Origin of the sequence: Aeromicrobium sp. UC242_57 (assembly GCF_044452305.1) — a bacterium.
GTDB lineage: Bacteria > Actinomycetota > Actinomycetes > Propionibacteriales > Nocardioidaceae > Aeromicrobium.
Genome location: NZ_JBIOAM010000003.1, coordinates 1181427 through 1198161, shown reverse-complemented (window position 1 = coordinate 1198161; position 16735 = coordinate 1181427). Strand labels below are relative to the sequence as shown.

21 protein-coding genes and 3 pseudogenes are annotated in these 16735 nt (G+C 65.8%); 8 read left to right on the top strand and 16 right to left on the bottom strand.

Annotation, left to right across the window (positions count from 1 at the left end; translation table 11 throughout):
• Positions 1 to 53: 53 nt before the first annotated feature.
• The gene (locus ACHMWU_RS17750; protein WP_396045604.1) at positions 54 to 563 is read right to left on the bottom strand and encodes a hypothetical protein; all 510 of its coding nucleotides are present in this window, start codon (positions 561 to 563) and stop codon (positions 54 to 56) included.
• Positions 564 to 761: 198 nt separating this feature from the next.
• Between ACHMWU_RS17750 and ACHMWU_RS17745 the strand changes: the two are divergent.
• Together ACHMWU_RS17745 and ACHMWU_RS17740 are read left to right on the top strand one after the other, a co-directional pair.
• Positions 762 to 1861, top strand: a pseudogene (locus tag ACHMWU_RS17745) (FAD-binding dehydrogenase).
• Between the two features lie 24 nt (positions 1862 to 1885).
• Complete coding sequence (locus ACHMWU_RS17740) at positions 1886 to 2374, top strand: FAD-binding protein (protein WP_396045602.1); 489 nt, start codon at positions 1886 to 1888, stop codon at positions 2372 to 2374.
• Between the two features lie 130 nt (positions 2375 to 2504).
• Here the strand turns inward: ACHMWU_RS17740 and ACHMWU_RS17735 are convergent, their stop codons facing one another.
• Entirely contained in the window at positions 2505 to 3482 is a 978-nt protein-coding gene (locus ACHMWU_RS17735) for a PrsW family intramembrane metalloprotease (RefSeq protein ID WP_396045600.1), read from the bottom strand.
• Positions 3479 to 4057 carry a hypothetical protein gene (locus tag ACHMWU_RS17730; protein WP_396045598.1) on the bottom strand — a complete coding sequence of 193 codons (579 nt, stop codon included), beginning with the start codon at positions 4055 to 4057 and terminating at the stop codon, positions 3479 to 3481. Before ACHMWU_RS17730 ends, ACHMWU_RS17735 begins: the two co-directional genes overlap by 4 nt.
• A gap of 152 nt (positions 4058 to 4209) precedes the next feature.
• On the opposite strand from ACHMWU_RS17730, the pseudogene ACHMWU_RS17725 reads away from it, so the two are divergent.
• Positions 4210 to 4884: pseudogene (locus ACHMWU_RS17725) on the top strand (aldo/keto reductase); the annotation flags it as partial.
• 106 nt (positions 4885 to 4990) lie between these two features.
• Here ACHMWU_RS17725 and ACHMWU_RS17720 read toward each other — a convergent pair.
• Both ACHMWU_RS17720 and ACHMWU_RS17715 read right to left on the bottom strand, forming a co-directional pair.
• Entirely contained in the window at positions 4991 to 6460 is a 1470-nt protein-coding gene (locus tag ACHMWU_RS17720) for a putative bifunctional diguanylate cyclase/phosphodiesterase (protein ID WP_396046868.1), read from the bottom strand.
• Positions 6352 to 7128, bottom strand: coding sequence for a PAS domain-containing protein (locus ACHMWU_RS17715; RefSeq protein WP_396045596.1), 777 nt, complete (start codon positions 7126 to 7128; stop codon positions 6352 to 6354). The genes ACHMWU_RS17720 and ACHMWU_RS17715 overlap by 109 nt, the downstream gene beginning before the upstream one ends.
• Before the next feature lie 102 nt (positions 7129 to 7230).
• On the opposite strand from ACHMWU_RS17715, the gene ACHMWU_RS17710 reads away from it, so the two are divergent.
• Positions 7231 to 7623, top strand: coding sequence for a DUF1304 domain-containing protein (locus ACHMWU_RS17710; RefSeq protein ID WP_396045594.1), 393 nt, complete (start codon positions 7231 to 7233; stop codon positions 7621 to 7623).
• Between the two features lie 33 nt (positions 7624 to 7656).
• Positions 7657 to 8472: an exodeoxyribonuclease III gene (locus tag ACHMWU_RS17705; protein ID WP_396045592.1), complete on the top strand. Its 816-nt coding sequence runs from the start codon at positions 7657 to 7659 to the stop codon at positions 8470 to 8472.
• Here the strand turns inward: ACHMWU_RS17705 and ACHMWU_RS17700 are convergent.
• The 3 genes from ACHMWU_RS17700 to ACHMWU_RS17690 are packed head-to-tail and all read right to left on the bottom strand — an operon-like array spanning position 8453 to position 10986.
• Complete coding sequence (locus ACHMWU_RS17700) at positions 8453 to 9220, bottom strand: hypothetical protein (protein WP_396045590.1); 768 nt, start codon at positions 9218 to 9220, stop codon at positions 8453 to 8455. The two genes, ACHMWU_RS17705 and ACHMWU_RS17700, sit on opposite strands and share 20 nt — an antisense overlap.
• A complete protein-coding gene (locus ACHMWU_RS17695; protein WP_396045588.1) occupies positions 9213 to 9608 on the bottom strand; it encodes a hypothetical protein in 396 nt (131 codons plus the stop codon). The genes ACHMWU_RS17700 and ACHMWU_RS17695 overlap by 8 nt, the downstream gene beginning before the upstream one ends.
• The gene (locus ACHMWU_RS17690) at positions 9529 to 10986 is read right to left on the bottom strand and encodes an immune inhibitor A domain-containing protein (protein WP_396045586.1); all 1458 of its coding nucleotides are present in this window, start codon (positions 10984 to 10986) and stop codon (positions 9529 to 9531) included. Before ACHMWU_RS17690 ends, ACHMWU_RS17695 begins: the two co-directional genes overlap by 80 nt.
• Positions 10987 to 11196: 210 nt before the next feature.
• On the opposite strand from ACHMWU_RS17690, the gene ACHMWU_RS17685 reads away from it, so the two are divergent.
• Together ACHMWU_RS17685 and ACHMWU_RS17680 are read left to right on the top strand one after the other, a co-directional pair.
• Positions 11197 to 11661 (top strand): CAP domain-containing protein, encoded by a 465-nt coding sequence (locus tag ACHMWU_RS17685; RefSeq protein WP_396045584.1) that lies wholly within the window; start codon positions 11197 to 11199, stop codon positions 11659 to 11661.
• A 228-nt stretch (positions 11662 to 11889) separates the two neighbouring features.
• Positions 11890 to 12093 carry a cold-shock protein gene (locus ACHMWU_RS17680; RefSeq protein ID WP_056607991.1) on the top strand — a complete coding sequence of 68 codons (204 nt, stop codon included), beginning with the start codon at positions 11890 to 11892 and terminating at the stop codon, positions 12091 to 12093.
• Positions 12094 to 12163: 70 nt separating this feature from the next.
• Here the strand turns inward: ACHMWU_RS17680 and ACHMWU_RS17675 are convergent, their stop codons facing one another.
• From ACHMWU_RS17675 to ACHMWU_RS17660, 4 genes are all read right to left on the bottom strand, one after another.
• Positions 12164 to 13015 (bottom strand): PQQ-dependent sugar dehydrogenase, encoded by an 852-nt coding sequence (locus ACHMWU_RS17675; protein WP_396045581.1) that lies wholly within the window; start codon positions 13013 to 13015, stop codon positions 12164 to 12166.
• A gap of 13 nt (positions 13016 to 13028) precedes the next feature.
• Positions 13029 to 13283 (bottom strand): hypothetical protein, encoded by a 255-nt coding sequence (locus ACHMWU_RS17670; RefSeq protein WP_396045579.1) that lies wholly within the window; start codon positions 13281 to 13283, stop codon positions 13029 to 13031.
• A gap of 206 nt (positions 13284 to 13489) precedes the next feature.
• Positions 13490 to 13822 (bottom strand): DUF6884 domain-containing protein, encoded by a 333-nt coding sequence (locus ACHMWU_RS17665; RefSeq protein WP_396046866.1) that lies wholly within the window; start codon positions 13820 to 13822, stop codon positions 13490 to 13492.
• Entirely contained in the window at positions 13819 to 14358 is a 540-nt protein-coding gene (locus ACHMWU_RS17660) for a hypothetical protein (RefSeq protein WP_396045577.1), read from the bottom strand. Before ACHMWU_RS17660 ends, ACHMWU_RS17665 begins: the two co-directional genes overlap by 4 nt.
• 187 nt (positions 14359 to 14545) lie before the next feature.
• On the opposite strand from ACHMWU_RS17660, the pseudogene ACHMWU_RS17655 reads away from it, so the two are divergent.
• A pseudogene (locus tag ACHMWU_RS17655) lies at positions 14546 to 14915 on the top strand (thioredoxin family protein).
• Positions 14916 to 14968: 53 nt separating this feature from the next.
• Here the strand turns inward: ACHMWU_RS17655 and ACHMWU_RS17650 are convergent.
• From ACHMWU_RS17650 to ACHMWU_RS17635, 4 genes are all read right to left on the bottom strand, one after another.
• Positions 14969 to 15235: an excalibur calcium-binding domain-containing protein gene (locus tag ACHMWU_RS17650; protein ID WP_396045575.1), complete on the bottom strand. Its 267-nt coding sequence runs from the start codon at positions 15233 to 15235 to the stop codon at positions 14969 to 14971.
• A 104-nt stretch (positions 15236 to 15339) separates the two neighbouring features.
• Positions 15340 to 15663: a dioxygenase gene (locus ACHMWU_RS17645; RefSeq protein ID WP_396045573.1), complete on the bottom strand. Its 324-nt coding sequence runs from the start codon at positions 15661 to 15663 to the stop codon at positions 15340 to 15342.
• 5 nt (positions 15664 to 15668) lie between these two features.
• On the bottom strand, positions 15669 to 16109 hold the full coding sequence (locus ACHMWU_RS17640; RefSeq protein ID WP_396045571.1) for a dioxygenase: 441 nt from the start codon (positions 16107 to 16109) through the stop codon (positions 15669 to 15671).
• Between the two features lie 108 nt (positions 16110 to 16217).
• Complete coding sequence (locus tag ACHMWU_RS17635) at positions 16218 to 16724, bottom strand: hypothetical protein (RefSeq protein WP_396045569.1); 507 nt, start codon at positions 16722 to 16724, stop codon at positions 16218 to 16220.
• Between the last annotated feature and the right edge of the window lie 11 nt (positions 16725 to 16735).

Below are 16735 nucleotides of genomic sequence, written 5' to 3'. Positions count from 1 at the left end.
ATGAGTGATAACAACTGCAATCTAGTCCCGAAGGGCCACCTAAGGTAGTCATTTCATCGCTGAACGGGCCCGCGAGTCGCATCCGCACCGTGTGGTATGTACGCGGGGCCAGGCCGCGTGGGACCGACCTTCGTCAGCACACCGGCCGCCACCGCCAGCGCTGCCGCCACGACCAGCAGGACCAACGTCGCGATCCCAGACCACCCGAAGCCGACGACGAAGTACTCGTTGCCCTCGATGCCATAGGTCGAGACGAAGAGCGCAAGTGCCAGGGCCGTCAGCACCAGCAGCACTGACGCCACGAAGTCGAGGATCTTCGCCGCGAGAGGCTCGAAGAAGCCGACCAGCAGCGCCGTCACAGCCGTGAAGAAGGCGATCGCCAGAAGGCCGCAGCACAGCACGCCCCAGCTGGTCCACGCCGAGTGGTATATCTCGAAGACAGGAGCACGATCGTTCTCGCGTCGGTAGGACACCTCGACGAAGTGCGGAAACAGCGAGGTCACGAGCGCCACGAAGGTGACCCCCACGCTGCCGATCCTGCACGCGAGCGCCAACGGATTCATGCTTCGACCTCTCCGACGTCCAACACTCCGTGAGATTGTGCCTGCCCGTCCGCCGGTGAGCTCACCCCTGCGGCACAATCGCACTATGAATGCTGATGTCATCGTCGTCGGAGCCGGACTTGCCGGGCTCGTGGCCACCGCTCAGCCGTCGAAGCCGGCAAGAAGGTCATCCTGGTCGACCAGGAAGGCGAACAGGGCTTGGGTGGCCAGGCCTTCTGGTCGTTCGGAGGGTTGTTCTTCGTCGACTCGGTCCAGCAACGCCGGATGGGCATCAAGGACTCGGTCGACCTGGCGATGCAGGACTGGATGGGCAGCGCCCAGTTCGATCGTCCGGAGGATGCCAACCCGCGTCGGTGGGCCGAGGCGTACGTGCACTTCGCGGCCGGCGAGAAGCAGGCCTGGCTCAAGGAACGCGGGCACAGCGTGTTCCCTGTCGTGGGCTGGGCCGAGCGCGGCGGAGGTCTTGCCGGCGGCCACGGCAACTCGGTGCCGCGATTCCACATCACGTGGGGCACCGGTCCCGCGCTGGTCGAGCTGTTCGAACGGACGGTGCGTGCGGGCCATGAGCGCGGTCTCGTGCAGTTTGCGTTCCGGCACCAGGTCGACGAGCTGATCGTCACCGACGGCGCCGTCACGGGCATCAGCGGGCAGGTCTTGGAGCCGACGGACGCCGAGCGTGCCGCGCCGACGTCACGGACGTCGATCGGAGAGTTCACGATGACCGCCCAGGCCGTCATCGTGACGACGGGAGGCATCGGCGGCAACCACGACCTCGTCCGCGCGAACTGGCCCGAGCGGCTCGGCACTCCCCGGCGCACATGATCTCGGGCGTCCCGGCCCACGTCGACGGTCGCATGCTTGGCATCGCCGAGAAGGCCGGCGCCAGCCACATCAACCGCGACCGCATGTGGCACTACGTCGAGGGCATCAAGAACTTCGACCCCATCTGGCCCCAGCACGGCATCCGCATCCTGCCTGGTCCGTCGTCGCTGTGGCTCGACGGCTCCGGCCAGAGGCTGCCGATCCCCGGGCTGCCCGGATTCGACACCCTCGGCACCTTGAAGATCCTGCGTCACAGCGGCCACGACCACTCGTGGTTCGTCCTGACGCAGGCGATCATCGAGAAGGAGTTCGCCCTCTCGGGGCAGGAGCAGAACCCCGACCTGACCGGCAAGAGCATCAAGACGCTGGCGAAGGAACGTCTGTCGAAGGGTGCGACGAGCCCGGTGGAGGCGTTCAAGTCCCACGGCGAAGACTTCGTCGTCGCCGACACGCTCGACGGCTGGTCGCCGGCATGAACGCGTTGACCCCCGACTCCCCCCGTGGATGTCGCCGTCGTCCGACGCCAGATCGAGGAACGTGACCGCGAGCTCGACAACGACTTCACGAAGGACCTGCAGATCGCGGCTCTGCGCCAGGCGCGTTCCTACCGCGGTGACAAGCTGATCCGGGTCGCGAGCCCGCACAAGATCCTCGACCCGAAGAAGGGGCCGTTGATCGCGGTACGTCTCCACGTGCTGACCCGCAAGTCGCTCGGCGGACTCGAGACCAATCTCGACTCCCAGGTCATCGGCGCCGACGGTCAGCCGCTCGATGGCTTGTTCGCCGCCGGAGAGGTCGCCGGGTTCGGTGGAGGCGGCGTGCACGGCTACAACAGCCTCGAAGGGACGTTCTTGGGCGGCTGCCTGTTCAGCGGCCGGGCCGCCGGCAGAGCGGCGGCCCGACAGCGGCTGACTACCTGGTGCGCAGCCGGGCGATCTCTTCGCGCGAGTGGACCACGGCGGGGCTGTCGTGGCCGCCGCTCTCGCTGAGGTCGTGTGCCAGGTCGAGACTCGCCGCGAGCACGTGCTTCTCGCGGCGTCGGCTGACGCCGTGAGCCCGTCCTCGGACGGCGGCCTTGCGATCCTTGCGCCGGTGGGAGCGCTAACCTGAAAAGTGCTGTCAGCTGGAGCTCGGTGATCGTGCCGTTCTCGACCTCAGGGGCCAGCACGTCGTGCAGCCAACCGCGCTCACGGTGAGCCCCCAGCGCAGCGCCGTGAGCAGGATCAGGATGCTGGCGACGGTGATGCCCAGCATCAGCGCGGCAACACCGAACCCGTTGCCGTCCGCCAGGGCAGGCATCGAGTCCCAGGCACCGTGCACGACCATCGCGCCCACGATCAGCATCAGGCCACGCCCGACCCGACGAGGCTGCGCTGAGGTGCCGACGAGGTAGATGATGCCGGCCGCGAAGATCGCGGTGTACATCCCGTGCGAGGCGATACCGGTCGCCGATCGCAGCACGAAGGTCTGCAGCACCGAACCCACCTGGTCGACGCCGAAGTGCTGGTAAGCACTGTTCTGCCCGTAGAGCATGTCCTCCAGCACCTGGAACCCGAGACCGATGAACGCTCCGACGATCAAGCCGTCGTACACCGTACGAATCACTCCGGAGGCAAGGCCCAGCAGCAGCACGAAGACGACGCCCTTGGCAGTCTCCTCGACCAGCGGTGCCGTCAGTCCTGCCTTCCAGTCGCTTGCCCAAGCCTGGCCGAAGGTCTTCGTGTACAGGTCCATCAGCGCCGCATTGCCGGGCAACGCCATGGCCCACGTGGCTCCGATGCCGCCGCCAAGGAACCCGACGACGGCCAATGATGCGGGCGTCCGCTCGTAGCGGTCGACGTGGTGCAGGAACAACAGGAACAGCAGGCAGAAGACGCCGGCCGAGCCGAGGGCAGCCAGGTTCGCCGCCTCGAACACCTCAGCCGTCGGCGCCGCCAGACGGTACAGCTCTCGTGCACCGAGCACGACCAGAAGGAGGTAGACCCACCAGCACGCGTTGCGCGGCTGGAAGAAGTGGAAGCGTCGGCCCCAGCCCGATTCGTCGATCGCGGCAGCGCGCCGCTCGATCAGGTCTGGCGACTGCTGAAGAGCTGTCATGATGCACCGCTTCCGTCACGGGCGAGCGAGGCGATCATCGCATCGGTCTCTGAGCTGAGGGCCGCCAGCTGGGCCTCGGGCCCGACGACCTGGACCTCGATGCCGACCCCGCCGACGACGAAGGTCGTCACAGTTCCGACGTTGCGCCCGGAGGCGAAGTCTTGCGCGACGCCTCGGAGGCCCGAAGCCGTCGTCACGTTGCGGATGCTGCTCGAGGTGTGGAAGTCAGCACCGCCGGTCGCAGCGATGCGTTCGACGCTGCTCAACAGGGCACGAGCACTACCGTCGAAGGGCCCTTGAAGCGTCGTGAACGCGACCCCGCTCTTGACGAGGACGACCTGACCGACGGCCTTCTCGCCGCCGCGCGTCTCGTCGGTCGTGCGCAGCCCGCTGATCACGCCCCAGCCGGAGGCCGCGGTCATGGTGACGTCGTCGGTCACCTGGATCGACTCACCTGCGCGCACCGGGTCGTCCCACGCCACCTGGTCGTTGACCCACGGCATGATCCACGCCCACAGCGCAATCACCGCGAAGGCGACTCCAGCGTACGGAAGGGAGCGTCTGTCGAGCCCCAACAATCTGTGTTCCACCGGAACCCGGTGTACTTCGTGGTGAGCTGACATCGACGAGGTCGTCCTCCCTGTTGGCACGCTGCCACTTCTGTCGAGAAAAAAACTTAGCGGTGCCCCGGGAGCACCGCCCACCCGAACCGCGTACGTTGGGAATCATGACGCCTGCACCTGTGATCGAGCTCAACGATGGCCTTGCCATTCCAGCGATCGGCTTCGGAACGTACAAGATCGACGACCCAGATCTCATCGTCGAGGCGATCGACACCGGCTACCGTTTGATCGACACGGCCACCCGCTACGAGAACGAGACGCAGGTTGGACGAGGTATCGCCGGCTCCTCCGTCAACCGTGACGAGCTGTTCGTCACGACGAAGCTGCGCGGCAGCGCCCATGGGGCAGACGGTCCTCGCAGAGAGCTCGAGGCCTCCCTCGAACGGCTGGGTCTCGACCACGTCGACCTGTACCTGATCCACTGGCCCAATCCCAGTGCCGACCTGTACGTCGAGACGTGGCATGCGTTGATCGAGCTGCGCGACGCAGGACTCACGACGTCGATCGGCGTGTCCAACTTCCTGCCCGAGCACCTCGACCGGATCATCGCCGACACCGGCGTCGTACCGGCAGTCAACCAGGTCGAGCTTCACCCGTACTTTCCCCAGGCTGAGCAGCGTGCCGCCGACGAGAAGCTCGGCATCCTGACCCAGAGCTGGTCACCGATCGGACGCGGGACCGACCTTCTCGAGCACCCGGCACTCGCAGAGATCGGCACCAAGCACGGCAAGTCACCTGCGCAGGTCGTGCTGCGCTGGCACACCCAGATCGGTGCTTCTCCTATCCCGAAGTCGGCCACCCCAGAACGGTTCAGGGCCAATCTCGACATCTTCGACTTCGGCTCGACAGCGATGACCTGCAGCTCGTCGCGGGGCTGCAGACCGGTCAGCGCATCGGCGGAGATCCGCGCAGCCACGAAGAGTTCTGACGGTTCAGCGTTCTCGCGGTCGGGGCACCGTCAGGCGCCGACCGCCGCCGGCAGCCACGCAACGACACCGCCGGGCTGTACCGAAACCCCTGCACCTCGTCGCATCCCCGCGCACGCAGGTAGGCTTCCTGCTCGATCGTCTCGACGCCCTCACCGACGACGACCAGCCCCAGGGCGTGGGCCATCACGATGATGGCGTTGACGATCACCGCGTCGGCGGGGTCCGAGACGACCTCGTTGATGAAAGAGCGGTCGATCTTGATCTTGTCGATCGGGAATCGTGTGAGGTACGCGAGGCTGGAGAACCCAGTTCCGAAGTCGTCGATCACGATGCCGACGCCGAGCGAACGCACCGTCTGGATCACGTCGATCACCTCGCGGGGGTCCTCCATGAAGATTCCCTCGGTGATCTCCAGCTCCAGCTGTTCGGCCGGCAGACCCGACTCGGTCAGCGCCTGCCGCAGCACCCGCAGCCAGTTGCGATCGTGGAACTGCCGAGGTGAGACGTTGACGGCCAGCTTGAGCGGATAGCCGAGCTCGGCCGACAGCGACACGGCGTCACGACAGGCCTGCCGCAGGACCAGCTCGCCCAGCCGGATGATCAGCCCGTTGTCCTCAGCGACCGGGATGAACCGGTCGGGCGGGACGGAGGTCCCGTCGCAACGCCGCCAGCGCGCCAAGGCCTCGACGCCCACGACCTTGTCGGAGTCGAGCGAGATCTGGATCTGGTAGTGGACGTCGATCTCGTCGCGGTCGAGAGCACGTCTGAGCGCCGCCGCCAACGCCAGCTTGTCGTTGGACTCGGCCAGCATGGCCGGCTCGAACCACCGGAACGAGTTACGTGTCGCCAGCTTCGCCTGGTACATCGCGGTGTCAGCGTGCTTCAGCAGCGTCATGGCGTCCTGTCCCCCGAACGGGTACATCGCCAGACCGACGCTCGCGGTCAGGATGATCTCGTGGCCGCCGCACTCGATCGGCTCGGGGATGGCGTCCAGGACAGTCATGACCCGCCGCTGCACCTGTGCCGGGGACATCGCGTCGATCATGACGAGCACGAACTCGTCTCCGCCGAATCGAGCGACCAGGTCGTGAGGACCGACGTGCTGCTGCAGCCGGGCGGCCATCTTGACCAGCAGCTCGTCGCCGACGTGATGTCCCAGGGAGTCGTTGACCCGCTTGAAGTGGTCGAGGTCGATCAGCGCCACCGCGACTCCTTGGCCGGTCCGACTGGCGGTGCGCAGGTCGGCGTCGAGTCGTTCGGCGAGCTTGGTGCGGTTGGGCAGATCGGTCAGGAAGTCGAAGTGCGCCAGGTGCCTGATCAACGACTCGGCCTCGCGCCGCTGCGTGATGTCGTACGCCACCGAGAGGAACCCGCTGACCTCGCCGGCCTCGCCCCTGATGAGGGCGATCGCCTCGTTGACCGGGATCGTGGTCCCGTCCTTGCGCAGGTAGTCGACCTCGCGCTCCTCCACCGGATCGGGTCCGGTGCTCCACAACGTCGCTGGGAGCCCGACGCTCTCGCGCAGGGCAGAGATCGGCGAACCGACCAGCCGTCGCGATCGAACCGAAGGAGACGCTCCGCCGCGGGGTTGGCCGCCACGATCGTGCCGTCAGGATCGGTGGCGACGATGCTGAACGGAAGGCTGTCGAGGATCGACCGGCGCAGGGTGTCGACCTGTCGCGCGTTCTCGACGGCTGCCGCCAGGATCCGCTCGGTCATGTCGATCATCGAGGCGAGCACATATGTCTTGCCACGCAGCTGCATCGGGTTGAGGCCGATCTCGATCGGGAACTCCCGGCCACTGGCATGACGTCCGAACAGCGCGCGTCGGGCGCCGATCTGCCGGGCGTCCTGACGAGACAGGAACCCTTCGCGGAGGCTCGCGTAGCTGCTTTGGAAACGTTCGGGGATGAGGTCTTCGACGCCCATCGTCAGCAGCCGCTCCCGGTCGTGTCCGAACAGCTGCTCGGTCTCGGAGTTGACCAGCACGATCAGGCCCTGCTCGTCGACCATGACCATCGCGTTGGGCGTCGCCTCGATGATCTGCCGGAGCACCGAGCTGTCGGTGTCGGCGCGCGAGAAGATGTCGGGCACTCGTGCTCACCCCCCTCGATCTTCCAAGATTCGTGCGGTTGTGCACACGACACGATCACACAACCTACCGGTCGTGTGAAATATCCGACTAGATTGCCTGACATGACAGCCGTCGCGCTCATCTTTGCCGCAATTGCCTCCGCTCTGCACGTCCTGTTCTTCAAGCTGGAGTCGTTCAGCTGGCGTCAGCCGTCGACGTGGAAGACGTTCGGCCTGGCATCGCAGGAGGATGCCGACACGACGGCGTCGCTGGCGTACAACCAGGGCTTCTACAACTTGTTCCTGGCAGTGGGCGCCGCGACGGGCATCGCGATCATCCTGGCGAGCGACACCCACGACACGATCGGCTGGACGCTCATCGTGTTCGCCTGCGGCAGCATGCTTGCGGCCGCGTTGGTGCTGATCTCGACAGGCAGGTCCTACGCTCGTGCCGCCACGATCCAGGGCGGTCCCGCGCTCGTCGCCGTGATCGCGAGCCTCGTCGCGTCCACGTGAGTTCTTGACGGAGGGCCTCGTTACAGTGAGGCCGTGCTTCGAATTGCGACCGTCAACGTCAATGGCATCCGTGCCGCCCACAACAAGACCCGCGGGCAGAGCTCAGGTCTCAGCGAGTGGCTCGCCGCCCGCGACGCCGACGTCGTGACGTTGCAAGAAGTTCGGGCGCCCGACGACATCGTGCGCGAGATCTTGTCGACGTCGGGCTATCACGTCGTGCATACCGAGGCTGCCGCCAAGGGACGCGCCGGAGTCGCGATTCTCAGCCGGGTCGCGCCGACCGCGCACCGGGTCGGCAACGGTGACGACTACTTCGACGACGCCGGACGGTGGATCGAGTCCGACATCGTGCTTCCTGACGGCTCCACGCTGACCACCGTGTCGGCCTACGTCCACTCCGGTGAGGCCGGCACTCCACGCCAGGAAGACAAGTATCGGTTCATGGAGCAGATGGCCGTCCGCATGGCCGAGATCCGCGCGACCGGCGCGCACGCGGTCATCACCGGCGACCTCAACGTCGGCCACACCGAGCTCGACATCAAGAACTGGAAGGCCAACCAGAAGAAGGCCGGCTTCCTGCCCGAGGAGCGCGCCTACTTCGACCGCTACTTCGGCGAGCTGGGATGGGTCGACGTGCACCGCGCCGTGGCCGGCGAAGTGCCCGGTCCCTACACGTGGTGGTCCATGCGAGGGCAGGCCTTCGACACCGACACCGGCTGGCGCATCGACTACCAGATGGCCACGCCCGAGCTCGCCGCCACGGCCACGACCGCTGTCGTCGATCGCGCCGAGAGCTGGGCCGAGCGCTGGTCCGATCACGCACCGCTGGTCATCGACTACGACCTCTGAGCGGGACTGCTGCCGGACGCCGTCGTCCGTCCCCACCGGGACGGTGACTGAGCGACCTTTCCGGGGCCCGGACAGGTCGCTCAGTCACCACTATCTGGTGCAGGTCTAGTTGAACTTGACCTTCATGCCGGTTCCCTTCTCCTTCAGGACCCGGATCTTGACACCGGCTGCCGGCAGCTTCACTCCGTGGTTGGGGGAGCTCGGCATACCAGTACTTCTTGGTGTCATCGAACAACGGCTTGGCTGCCTGACCACGGATGTAGCTCGGCTTGCCGTTGGTGTGCAGCGTCATCGAGTCGGCCTTGTGCAACGAGAACGGAGCGTCGTACATCTGGATCCGTGCTCGCCACGGGGCACCCGTCACGATGTTGGTGATCGGCGCCGGGTTGGCATCGATGATCAAGTTGCGACCCGTGCCAGGGTGGACGTTGGTGTTGTTGTCGTTCACCGACGTGTCCCAGTACGAGATCAGCAGGCCGTGACCGTACTTGTAGTGCTCGGCGTAGTCCGGCTTGGTGTTGAGGAAGCCGAAGTTGTACGGCCCCGTCGTGAGGTACTTGTCGTACGAGACGTACGACCGGTGCCCGGCGATGTAGTAGTTGTCGTACAGCTCGTTCGTGGTCGCTCCCACGATCGAGAAGCCGTCGAACGTCCAGGCCGGTCCACCTTCCTCGGCGCCGTCCGAGAGCACGGTCTCGCTGCCGGCCTTGACCGTGACGTCGTCGACGAACAGTCCGGCTTCAGCCACGCCACCATCGGTCTTGTAGAAGAAGCGCAGCTTGATCTTTCTGCCCGTCGTAGGCGCCCAGCGGGACGTTGAGGTCTGCCCACGCCTCCTGCTCACCGTCGATCGCCGGGTTGCCCGACGGGTCGTCGGCGATCGGGGTGCCGTTGATGGTTCCGTCGAGCGACTGCCACGTGGAGCCGCCATCGGTCGAGGCCTGGATGTAGGCGTAGTCGTAGCCGGCCTCGATCGCGTAGCGGACCTTGGCAGCCAGCACCCCACCGGTCTTGCCGGTCAGGTCGACATCGGTCGTCATCGAGTTGGCCAGGTCGTCAGCCGAGCCGGAGAAGAACTGCTTGGTTCCGGACGCCGGAGCGCCGTTGTCCTTCGCGACTGGCTTCTTGGGCAGCACCACCACCGCGGCCTGAGCCTTCTTGGTGTTGTACTCCTGCGGACCGAGGCTCGAGCGTCTTCTTCTGCTTGGTCGCGATGACCTCGTAGTCGAGCCAGCCCAGCTGCAGCTTGTTCCAGGCACCGAGGTCTCCGGGACGGGTGCCGAGAGCCTCACCCTTGCCGTTGAGCCTGCTCTGCGCCATCAACGTCCAGTACTCGCTGTTGTTGTCGCCGAGGTTGCTGGTGTCGTAGTCGTCCGGCAGACCGAGGTCGTGACCGTACTCGTGGACGAACACCGACAGGCCGCCGTTCTCAGGCTGGATCGTGTAGTCGCCGACCCAGATGCCGGTGTCACCGATGGGCGTTCCACCCAGGCGGTTCTGTGGCGGTCCGGTGATGCCGGCATCGGTGTTGAACGCGTACCAGCGGTGCGACCAGATCGCGTCCTCACCCTGCTGCGGGTCACCGTCGGCCTCGTCGCCTCCGGCGTGGACGATCTGGAAGTGATCGATGTAGCCGTCGGGCTCGTTGAAGTCACCGTCACCGTCGAAGTCGTAGCGGTCGTACTTGTCGTACGACGCGATGGTCGCCTTGATCTGCGCGTCGGTCTGACCTGCGGCCTTCTGGTCAGCGACCCAGGCGGTCAATGCGTCCTGGATGAGGTTCCAGACCGTGCGGTACGACTCGTCGCGGCCGTACCGTGCCTCGTTGTACGGCACCTTGACCCAGTCCTGCACCTGACCGTCAACGGTGTAGCGCCCCGACGACTGCGTCTCGTAGTAGGTCTTGACCGACTCCTTGCCCTTGCCACTGGCGAAGTAGAGGTCCTGGTAGTGCTTGCGGTTGTAGTCGGCCTGCCAGATCGTCGAGTTGTCCTTCGCGCGGTCGGGCTTCGGGATCTGGTTGCGGAGCGGCCCTTCGAACGTCGTCGGGCCGGCGACGGTCGGATCGGTGTCCTGGTCGGGGAAGTCAGGATGACGCTGGTTGCCGAACTCGGCGAGGATCACGAAGACCTTGTCGGCACGCTCCTGCGCAAGCTCGACGTACTGGTCCTTCTGCTTCTTGCCCTGGATGGCCTTGCGCTGCTTGGCCGTCGACTTCTGGTTGGCCAGGGCGGCGGCATCGGCTGGGCTGTATCCCTTGCCGACCTTGACGACGGAGCTGCCTGAACGCTGCTGCGCGGTGGCGTCACCGTTGAGCACCGAGGTGACTCCGGCTTCGCGGAGCGCGCGACGCTTCGTCTCCAACGGGTTGGGCAGGTCGTCCTTCGCGCCCTTGACCGGCTTGTCCGCCGCGTTGGCGGGTGGTGCTGGGTCCGCACTGCCGGGTGAGGCGTACGCCAGCCCCAACGCAGATACGAGTGTGAGGCCGACGAGCCCCGAGGTCACACGCTTCACTGTTCCCCCTACTTGATTGCTTCGACATGCGGTGGAGCGATCGCCTCACCGCTTTCTGACCCGTCCCTCGTGGGGCGCAGATCACACAACGAAGCCAACTTAGGTAAATCTCAGCCAGAACGGGAGTCTTGACATTTAGCCAAAAAGGACTATGGGCATCTAGTTCTTTCGAACTAGATGCGATGACCCTGGAGGCACTATCCTCATCAGATGGCCACCTTCCCCCTGTACGTCGCCACCGTGAGTGCCGCCATCTTGCTGGTGTTCACCGCGACGATCTCGCCGGCAGCCGCCGTCTCCTCGTCCACGTACGAGAAGCAGACCATCAAGCGCACCAACACCCACCGGGTCAACCACGACAAGGTCAAGGTCTCGGCCCGGTCATGCGTCGACCGGTGGGCTGAGGGCCAGGCGCGCTGGATGGCCGACACCGGCAAGCTCCAGCACCGTGCTGGTCGACTGCGCAAGATCCTCAAGGCCTGCAAGCTGACCGGTGTCTCGGAGAACATCGCGTACGGCTACTCGTCGGGCACCAAGACCGTCGATGCGTGGATGAAGTCCTCCGGACATCGCAAGAACATCCTGGCCTCCAAGATGCGCTACATCGGCGTCGGCGCTGTCAAGGACGCCGATGGCGTGTGGTGGTCTGCCCAGGTGTTCGGCACCAAGAAGTAGTCGAAGAGCCCGGTTTCAGAGTTCACGCAGATTTAGCATTCCACGCTCTGATGACCTCCCCACAGGCCTAGTTTTTGCCCTATGGTGGCTTCCAGTTGCACGACGTTGGGCCGTACGAATGAATGAGTTTGCCTCTCGAGGTGTCTAGTTCTTCTCGAAGGTTGGATGTACGTCGCGACAGCCGCTCACGACGGTCGTGGGTGGCATCTCGCCAATGAGGAGTAGGACATGGCAACAGGAACCGTGAAGTGGTTCAACGCTGACAAGGGCTTTGGATTCATCGCCCCGGACGACGGAAGCGAGGACGTGTTCGCTCACTTCTCGGCTATCCAGACCAGTGGCTACCGTTCGCTGAACGAGAACCAGAAGGTCGAGTTCGACGTCGAGCAGGGACAGAAGGGCCTCCAGGCCGCGAACATCCGTCCGCTCTGAACCCACGAGAAGACCCCGGAGCCCGGCTCCGGGGTCTTCTGGTCCTGTGCGCCTGCTCAGACCGCCCCGCTCAGACCGTGACGCGCAGGATCCGGTCGTCTCCGTCACGGACGTCGCCCCGACCGTCGGTGTTGCTGGTCGTGACCCACAGGGCACCATCGGGTGCGACCGCCACGCTGCGGATCCGGCCGTACTTGCCGGCGAGGTGCGCGACGGGCTTGCCGGCCGTCGCACCGTCCAGCGGCACGGCGAACAGGCACTCCCCCTGCAGCGCGCCGATGAAGACCGTCGAGCCGGTGATCGCGATACCCGCCGGGGAGCAGTCGTCGGTCGCCCAGGTGACCTGGGGGTCGACGAGGTCGTCACCGCCTCCGGTGCCTTCGACCTGCGGCCAGCCGTAGTTGCCGCCTCGTTCGATCAGGTTGAGCTCGTCGGCGCTCTTCTCGCCGAACTCCGAGGCCCAGAGTCGTCCATCGGCGTCGAAGGCCAGGCCCTCGATGTTGCGGTGTCCGTACGACCATGTGCGGTTGTCGAAGGGATTGCCCCGGCATGGCCTTGCCGTCGCGATCGAGTCGAGGCACCTTGCCAGCCAACGAGTCGCGATCTTGGGCAGCTTAGACGTCCCAGCGTCGCCGGTCGAGACGAACAGTGCTCCCTCGGCGTCGAACAGCAGACGCCCTCCGTGATGTCGCGAGCCGATCGGGATGCCGGTGAGGATTGGCTCGGGCTCGCCCAAGGACGAATCGCCGATGTCCATCCGCACCACCCGGTCGTCAGTCGCGGTCGTGACGTAGGCGTAGAGGACCGTGTCGTCGCCGGGCGCCAGCGCGATGCCGAGCAAGCCGCCCTCACCACCGGCCACGCCACTCGAACCTGCCACCGATCCAAGCGTCGTCACCGTGCCGTCGGTCGAGACACGCACGACGCTGCCGTCGTCACGCTGGGAGATCAAGGCGTCCCCCGCCGGCCAAGAAGGCGATCCCCCACGGCACGTTGAGCCCGGTGGCGATCGTGTCTGTGACCTTGGGCGTTCCGGCGCGGGCTGGAGCCGATGGTGCGGACTCCGTGGGGGCCGGCTTCGTCGCCGACGGTTCTGGCACGACGGGCTTCTTGCCCTCCTCGCTGCTGCACCCCAGCAACGTCGCCGCGCCGACGACGACCACTCCGGTCAACAGCGTTCGACGTTCCATACCCCGATCATGCCCGGCGCAGGCAAGCCGCGCAGCACGACAACGGTGACCCTCGGCGTGCACCCGCCTCGTGCCGGGTGACGCCGAGGGGGCGCCTTGCACCCACCGCCGGCCACCCGGGCCGAACGACCTGGATGGCGAGGAACTCCCTCCCTGCGATCAGGTGCATCTCCAGTGTGCCGCACAGGCGGCGCACGCACGGCAGATCAGCAGCGCTGGGCAGCCGGCTCGTCGCGCCGCACGTGCGGGTGCAGAAGATTGCCCGTCGCGACCAGGGCGCCGGCCTCCTGCAGGTCGGCAAACAACGGTCCGATGAACTCGGCCGGCGCGTCGACGCGCACCGACATCCCGTCGAGCCGTCCGACCAGCGAGATCAGTCGCGCGACGACCCAGCTCGACCACTCCGCGCGATAGCAGGGCTCCATCTCGTCAAGCGTGCGAGCGTCGGGTGAGATCCACTCGTGCGGGGCGAGCAGACCGTGCTCGGCGGACAGCACGAACCAGCTGCTCCCAGAGGCTTCGGCGTCGGCCCGGCTCAGCTGGAACCCCAGCTCACGGAAGATCTCCTTGGCCGGGGCCGGACCGCCACCCGGTTGCCGAGGCTGCCCAGCAAGATGATGTCGAACACGTGGGCCTGAGACTCTGACTCCAGCGTCGGGTCGAACGGGCCGGTCGCCGACGAGGGGTCGCTGTGCGCGTCCTCTCTCGCCGGCTTACTGGCTTTTCCCGAGGTCTCCTCCGAGGTCTCCTCGGCGGACGAGTCGGAGTCGCCGGCCCGCTTGAAACGCCCGACCGTGGGCTGGGTCGTCTCGGGGTCCTCTCCGCGTTCTGCCTTCGGGACCGGCGCGTACTCACCGCGAGCGACCCGCCGAAACACTGGGGAGCGATGTGCGAACTGCACGTGCTTGGCCCGCCCACCCTCGGTCAGACCGATCAGGTGCGCGCGGATCGTGGCCTCGTTGACCTTCGGGTAGAACGTGAAGAACCATTCGCGGACGTCCTCGTACCGAAAGACGTCGGGCATCGAGTCGGCGCACTCGTGCATGATCTTCCACACCGGTCTGTCGTACTTCACGAGATCTCCCATCCCCGCAGTCACACGTCGGACGTGTGGCTCAGCTGCGTCTACAGGGCAAGAGTTCGTCGCCCCTCATCTATGACGACGTTCGAGGGACAAAAATCTTACGAAGAACTGACCCGGGAATTGTCGCTACCGCGCGGGAGTTGAAGATCGTGTACGGACAACCAATCGAGAGGCATCCATGAGCACCGTCACCCTGACCAAGGAAACGATCGACGACGCCCTCGGCGCCGAGGGCATCACGCTCATCGACTGGTGGGCGTCCTGGTGTGGTCCTTGCCGCCCAGTTCGCGCCCGTCTTCGAGGCCGCGAGCGAGAATCACACCGACGTCGTGTTCGCCAAGATCGACACCGAGGACCAGCAAGAGCTGGCTGCGGGAGCACAGATCACGTCCATCCCGACACTGATGGCCTTCCGCGACGGCGTGCTGGTGTTCTCGCAGCCCGGCGCCCTTCCGGCCGCTGGCCTCGAGCAGATCATCCAAGCCGTCCGCGACCTCGACATGGAAGAAGTCCACCGCAAGGTCGCCGAGGCCGAGACCCAGGCCTAAAGACGCTGTCCGCGGGTCGCTCGGCCCCACCGTGGGGCCGAGCAGCCGCGAGGCTACCTCTTCTCGCAGGCGATGCCATCCTTGTCGCGATCGCTCTTCTTGTTCTGCTTGTAGATCGCCGCACTGCGCTTGAAGTTGGTCACCGGCTTGCCGGACGTCTTGTCCTTGGCGCCGGGCTTCCCGACGCCGTGCGGGTAGACCTTGTTGAGCTGGGTGCAGTTCTTGTAGGTCTTGGTGGGTGCCGCATCGGCTGAGGTCGCCATGGCGACCGGGCCAAGCGCCAACGAGACGCCGGCGATAATCATCGTGAATGTGCGCATCGAGTGATGCCCCTTCCGTGGGAGAACACTCAGCATGCGCCATCGCGGCGGGCAGCCGAGGCTATTCGACGCAAGATGGTCCACAAGGACCATGCGGCCTTGACTCAGACGGTGATGAACGACCGCATGCCGATCGCGCCCATGTCGATCGAGCTGTTGAAGAACCTGAGGTCCTCGCCGTCCTCCAGCAAGCTCAACGCGGCGATCATCGGCCGGTAGTGGTCGTCGGTCGGCACCGCGATGCGAGCCTCCGACCAGGTCGCGTAGGGGTCGATCAGCTTGCCGATCTCACGGTCACGCAAGGCAACGGCGGTGTCGGCATCGAACTGCTGCGCCCAGTCCCAGGCGCTGCCGCCGTCCCACTTGACCCGTCCGAGCGCGTGGACGATGTTGCCGCTGCCGATGAACACGACTCCGCGGCGTCGCATCGCCCTCAAACGTCCGTAGAGCGCGTACAGCCGGGCAAGGGCATCGAGTAGTCGATGCTGATCTGCAGGACCGGGACGTCGGGAGCCGGCGCGAGATGCTTCAGCACGCTCCAGGTGCCGTGATCGAGACCCCACTGCTTGTCGAGCTCTGCCTCGTACTCGACGAGCTGCCTCGCGAGGATCTTGGCGACCTGCTCGTCCCCGAACGTCTCGTACTTGACTCGGTACAGCTCGTCGGGAAAGCCACCGAAGTCGTAGATGATGGGGTTCTTGGGGGCGTCGGTGATGTGGGTCGCGCCCGGCGTGAGCCAGTGGGCGCTGACCACCACGATGGCCTGAGCCTGCGGCAGCCTGCCCCAGCGCCTGCCACGTACGGGTGTAGGCGTTGTCGGAGATCGCGTGCATGGGATTGCCGTGCCCGATGAACATCGCGGGCATGAGCTCACTCGGGATGAGCCTGTTGTCGAGGTCGTTGATCGAGTAGCTGGCCATGACGCTTCCTGAACGCTAGTAGTTGATGCTTCAACTATACACGTTCTGCACGTGAACCTCCATCACCATTCAGGACCGGGCTGGCGAAGAAGACGAGGAGGAATCTTCGGCGCCCGAGGCACGACGTCGGCCGCAGCGGCTTCGATGTCGAGTCGTGCCTGGCTGATCGCCCGCGTCGCGTCAGCCACCGCCGTCGGAGAGATGACTGCCTCGGCAGCCCTCTCGCGCACCACATGATCGAGCAGCCGGGCGCAGACGCTGACGTGCATGCGCGACTCAGTGAGTCCGGCCGGCAGCCAGGTCTCGTGCAGGAAGCTCGGCAGGCACTGCACCAGCTCTGGCGTCCCGTACAGCGTGCAGAAGGCACCCGAGTCGTGGAACTCCCGCTCGGCATCGAGCAGCCGAGCTCGGTGCTCACCGAGACCAAGGGTCATGTCGGCGGTGTCGAGGAAGGCGGTCAACCGCTGATGCACCCGGACGTAGCGACGCACCGTCGCGGCCGAACGCCGCCGGGCGAGCTGGGCGAAGAAGTCGTCGATCAGCGCCCAGCCGGGTTCGTCGAAGTGCATGCGGTCGAGTC